Source organism: Martelella alba, from assembly GCF_006516955.1.
Taxonomy (GTDB): Bacteria; Pseudomonadota; Alphaproteobacteria; order Rhizobiales; family Rhizobiaceae; genus Martelella; species Martelella alba.
The window spans coordinates 1-4,653 of record NZ_VHLG01000036.1 but is presented as its reverse complement, the minus strand read 5'-3'; the positions used below and the strand labels follow the sequence as shown (position 1 = coordinate 4,653).

Sequence of the window (4,653 nt, the reverse complement as noted above, 5' to 3'; positions counted from 1 at the left end):
CGACGATCCGTCCGCGGGCAATGCCATCGGCCGCTTCTGCCTCCGCCAGGGCATCAGCGGAGAGAAAGCTGAAATCGAGCCCGGTGCCATAATCGTTATAGATCAGGTTCCCGCTTGAATTGGTCGCATCTTCATTGGCCGGGCTGATGAAGGGGTAAAGTCCGATACCCAGCGGATTTTCGGCAACGACAGGCGCATCGACGCCGTCATTGCTGGCGGATGTCACGAGGATCTGACCGGCATCCAGATTGGCTCTCAGGGCTTCCGCATCCGCCTGATAATAGGGCTGGACCGTGGTTGGGATATTCCAGCTCGTTGCATCGTCATCGACATTCGCCCCGTAGCTCATATTAATAACGCTGACATCGGAAAACTGGGCGAGATAGCGTTCGGCGCTGATGATCGGTGCGAAATATTGTGCGATCGCGCAGCCATTACCGTCCAGAGCTTCCAGGCCGCATGTTTGCAGATCGGCAAGATCGATCTCTTCATCGGGGTCGCTGTCGAGGTATAGCCAGCCCTCCGCACCGGGAACGGCCTGAACAGACAGGATCGTCGCATCCGGCGCCACGCCCTCCATGCCGAAACCATTGTCTCCGGCGGCTATGATACCGGAGACATGGGTTCCATGGTCGTCGACAGCCTGCGTGTCCGTCGGTCCCTGCTGGAGGCCGGCCGCAACCTCGGCGGCGCTGAGGGTCTCGCCCTGCATCCCGATATCGACCCAGTTGAGGAAACTGGTCGAGCGGGAGTCGATCCGCCCGGTGAATTCGGGATGGACGGTCCCATCGGGGCTCATATCAATGCCGCTGTCGATCACGCCAACGACAACGCCCGCGCCGGTATAGCCCATCTCGCGTGCGGTTGCGGCGCCCATGGCCGAAAGGGAATAATTGCGTTCAAATTCGGTGAGCGCGCTTTCATCGGCGTTTTCAACGCCACCGGGATAGGGCAGCTGCGTGGCACTGGAGACGGTGGGCGAGGAAAGGGCATGGGTGATGGATGACGACGGATAGAGGGCTGCCAGATGGGCGCCAGATCCAACGGCGCGCACGATCGCTGCCGCCATGTCGGGACGCAACGCCACCGCCTCGGACGAAATCAGATCGGCGCGATCCGGCGTCAGACGGGTATTTTCAACCACGCTGGCGAGAAAGGACATATCGCCGTAGGAAAGAGCCTTGCGCAGGGCCTGGCCAATTGCATCCGTTGCAGGATGAGATCCTGTCTTGACGGCGCCCGTCCCGTTCGCCGCCTCGCTCTGCGCCAAAGCCTGAACCGGAAGAGCCAGCAAAAGGGAGGTCAACAGTATTGATAAAGGCCAGTTGCCGCGACGTGCTTCTTTCCATTTTGGTGAACGGGAAAAAGATCGGTGCATGGACAGGTCCAATCAGAGCCAAAGAGATGCCAATCGTGCGATTGCCTTCACCCGCCTGTGCAGATGAGACCGTCTCTTTGAACCTTTGGGGAGGACAATCGCGATCACGAGATATGAAATCGGCACCACCATGCCACACGATTATTTGATAAATATTTGGTTCCGCTAATTCTCGGAAATTATCTGGCTACTATTGTGCCGAAAACATCAAGATTTTCTCAGCTGAAATTGAAATAATTATTTATTTACAAAATGTTGCAATGGTTCTGAGAGAGGGGTGAACGTGCGCGCTTCGAGACTTTAGGCGTCCAACGGATGAACATAACTCAGATCGTCAATCAATTGTCTAAGCGAGCCGTCGTCTGCCATTTGCGCTGCGACGGCATAAGCCTACATTCAGGATCACTGTAGAGATTTTTCTTGCAGGATTCCACGCGATCAGAGCGTCGTCGGACGTCAGCTTTGGCGAGCAAAGCGGTTGACGTCGCGGGCCCCCTTACGTAAGCCTAAAATTTCAATGATATTTTACCATCCGTCAATTTTTGGTGATTTGAGCGGATTGTTTTGGCGCGATGGCGCGAAGAAGGGAGCGACGGTTCCTTGCGATACCAGGATCTGGTGTTTCAACCTGACATGCTGACAGCACAACGTGACAACGGAGAGCGCTTGCGGTTAAGTCGGCAGGAGCGTTCGGTGATCATGCGCCTTTCACGCGAGCCGCACAAGCTCGTAAGTCGTGCGCAACTGCTCGAAAGCCTTGGCGATACGGTGGGCGAGCTGAGTGAGCGAAATGTCGACTACATCATCAACCGCTTACGGAAGCGCCTTGGTGACAATTCACGTGAACCGCGATTTATCGCCACGCAGTATGGAGAAGGCTATGTCTGGATTGCTGATCCGCAAAGCGCTGCTCCGGCTTTCGGCTTTCTGGTCGTCGGGCCGGTAACCGGTCTTGCGCAGGCCGGTGATGCAGCAGTTGAGACGCTGGGCGGATTGAGCCGTGCATTGCGGCGCTGTCTCGGGCAAAAGCGTGGAGTTGTTTACCGACCGGATTTCGACCCTGCGGTCGAACGCGGTCAGGTCGATTTCGGTCTTGCCGTCAGTCTTCACGAAGAAAAGGGAACGCTGCATCTGGCGCTCGTTCTGCGTGAACTGGCAAGCCAGAAAACAATCGAAGCCTTTCGCCTCACACTTCCGGCCCGCCGCGGTTTCCTTCGTGAGCTCGATGACTTCGCCGTCCGGCTGACAGATACGATCTGGACGTTTATTGCTCTGCCACGCGATGCACTTTCGGAACCAAGTGCGCCACCGGCATATCTCCGACTTCATGACGCCGGTGCGTTGATCTCTGGCAATATAGAGAGTTGGTCCGAAAATGCCCAACGGCTCGAAACGGCGCGGCTGCGCAAACCCGATGATCCAACGATCGCTGTCTTGCTTGCGTTTAATACCTATGCACGAATGCTTCAGGAAAGTGAAATCACTGAGCCCCTGTGGCGCGCGCTCGAAGATGAAATCGAGACCCTCGTCTTTGAAGCTTTGCCGAAGATTGAGAACGATCCTTCCATTCTGCTGGGTCTGGCAAAACTCCTGCATTTCATCGATCGCGGGCATCGTGATCTCGCGACAAAGCTGGCAGAACAGGCTTTCAGGCAGACGACGGCATTTGCTGCCGCCTTTGCCATTCGCGGACAATTTTTAGCAACCGATGGCGATTTGCCGGGCGGTATTGCACTTTATGATCAGGCGATCGAACTAGCTGCAAGCGGCTCCCAATTCCACATCTACCTGCTGGTCAACAAGGCTGTTGCGCTGATGGCCGGTAATCAAAGGCGGGCCGTGGAGGAACTGACCGCCGAGCTTTACCTGCGTGATCCGCGTGCGAGGCTCAAGCTTGGTCTGATGTTTCTTTCTCCAGGCGCAAAAACCGTTATGCCGGATCTTCTGCCCGTACTGGAGTCCGTTACGGTTTATCAGTCCAATATGCTGCTGAGCCTGCTCTATAATGTCAGTGTCCGGCAGTTCAGGTCGCGCAGCCACCAGCTGCATATCCTTCGCGGCTCCGTCGCACATCTGACGCGTCGGCTGGGTAACGAGGCGGTTCCGGCGACGCTAAGGAGAATATTTCCTGAGCTGGACAGGAGGCCGTCCGCCAAAAGCGCATGATGCATCTTCAACCCTTTCGGGACGGACGGAGAAGCAACCGGCCTGATCACGGCGTCGAGCCGGTTGCGCGCGCCAGTCGTTACTTGCGGGTCATGACAAAGTTGATGTCATTTGCGACGACGCCGGAGGCGCGGGAGGGGAAGGCATTTAACGGCATTTCGATCGAACCGATATTGTTGCCCGTAATGTTGAGAAGAATGATCGTGGAGCCTCTGCGCTTCCAGTTGAAGACGCGGCTCAAACCATTAATCCCGCCAAGCCCCTCAATCCTGTGGCAATAGAACAGGCTGACGCGCCCCTTGTGCGGATCAAACGCGCTTGCGATAAAGGTCATGCTGCAGCCTCTCGTACTGGTTCCGACAACCGGGAAGACCTCCCACTTTGCGATAATGGAATCCGGCAGCTCCTTCTCCTTTTTCGGCGGCGACGTGAAGCTGATTGTCGTCGGCGATGAGCTACCTGTCTCACTGCAGCCAGTAAGACCAAGCAGAAACAAGCAGGCCGTTGCCAAAGCAAGAACGGTTTTTATTTGAAATCGGTTGGACCACATAGCGTCAATCTCCTGGTCAGGCGTGGTTCGGGCCGCAGCCGGATGCTGACCGGCTTGCAGTGTATTTGAGACCGATAACCGGCTCAGAATCTGAGGCTTGCTTCGGCTGAGAAGACGTTGCTGGTCAGGTTATCGCGAATTTCAACCTGATAGGACGCGCCGAAGGTGAAGCGCCTGGCCGCAATCGCCGTCAGCGACAGCTTGCCGACGAAGGCGTTGGCGCCGACATCGGCGCCGGAAACCTGGAAATTCTCACCGAAAATCCCAAGCGTTGTCGACCGGCTGATATCGCCGAAATCGTGACGCCATCCGGCACTGAGCACCGGTTCGAACTGAAGATCATTGTCGAAGGTGAAGCGCTTCGAAACGGCAATCGCCAGCGTTGACTGGGTCTCGTCAAACGTGTCGGCGGGCAGAGAGAGCGCGAAAACACTGCCGTCTTCGTTCATGCTGTCCCGGCGAAAGCCGCGATAGCCGAGCGTGGCAGACGGTGTCAGCGTGATGCTGTCAGCCTCGAATGCCTTGAAGGCACTGGCCTCGATGAAGCCGCCCATGCCGT

General features: G+C 56.6%; 4 protein-coding genes. 1 reads left to right on the top strand and 3 read right to left on the bottom strand.

Annotated elements, in window-relative coordinates:
- On the bottom strand, positions 1-1,294 hold a 1,294-nt coding region (locus FJU08_RS22495), incomplete at its 3' end, for a S8 family serine peptidase (RefSeq protein ID WP_181410005.1).
- A 717-nt stretch (positions 1,295-2,011) separates the two neighbouring features.
- Between FJU08_RS22495 and FJU08_RS22490 the strand changes: the two genes are divergently transcribed.
- Positions 2,012-3,544 carry a winged helix-turn-helix domain-containing protein gene (locus tag FJU08_RS22490; protein WP_141151277.1) on the top strand — a complete coding sequence of 511 codons (1,533 nt, stop codon included), beginning with the start codon at positions 2,012-2,014 and terminating at the stop codon, positions 3,542-3,544.
- 79 nt (positions 3,545-3,623) lie between these two features.
- Here the strand turns inward: FJU08_RS22490 and FJU08_RS22485 are convergent, their stop codons facing one another.
- Together FJU08_RS22485 and FJU08_RS22480 are read right to left on the bottom strand one after the other, a co-directional pair.
- Positions 3,624-3,878 carry a hypothetical protein gene (locus FJU08_RS22485; RefSeq protein ID WP_141151276.1) on the bottom strand — a complete coding sequence of 85 codons (255 nt, stop codon included), beginning with the start codon at positions 3,876-3,878 and terminating at the stop codon, positions 3,624-3,626.
- A 299-nt stretch (positions 3,879-4,177) separates the two neighbouring features.
- A partial coding sequence (locus FJU08_RS22480; RefSeq protein ID WP_141151275.1) for an autotransporter outer membrane beta-barrel domain-containing protein occupies positions 4,178-4,653 on the bottom strand: 476 nt, incomplete at its 5' end.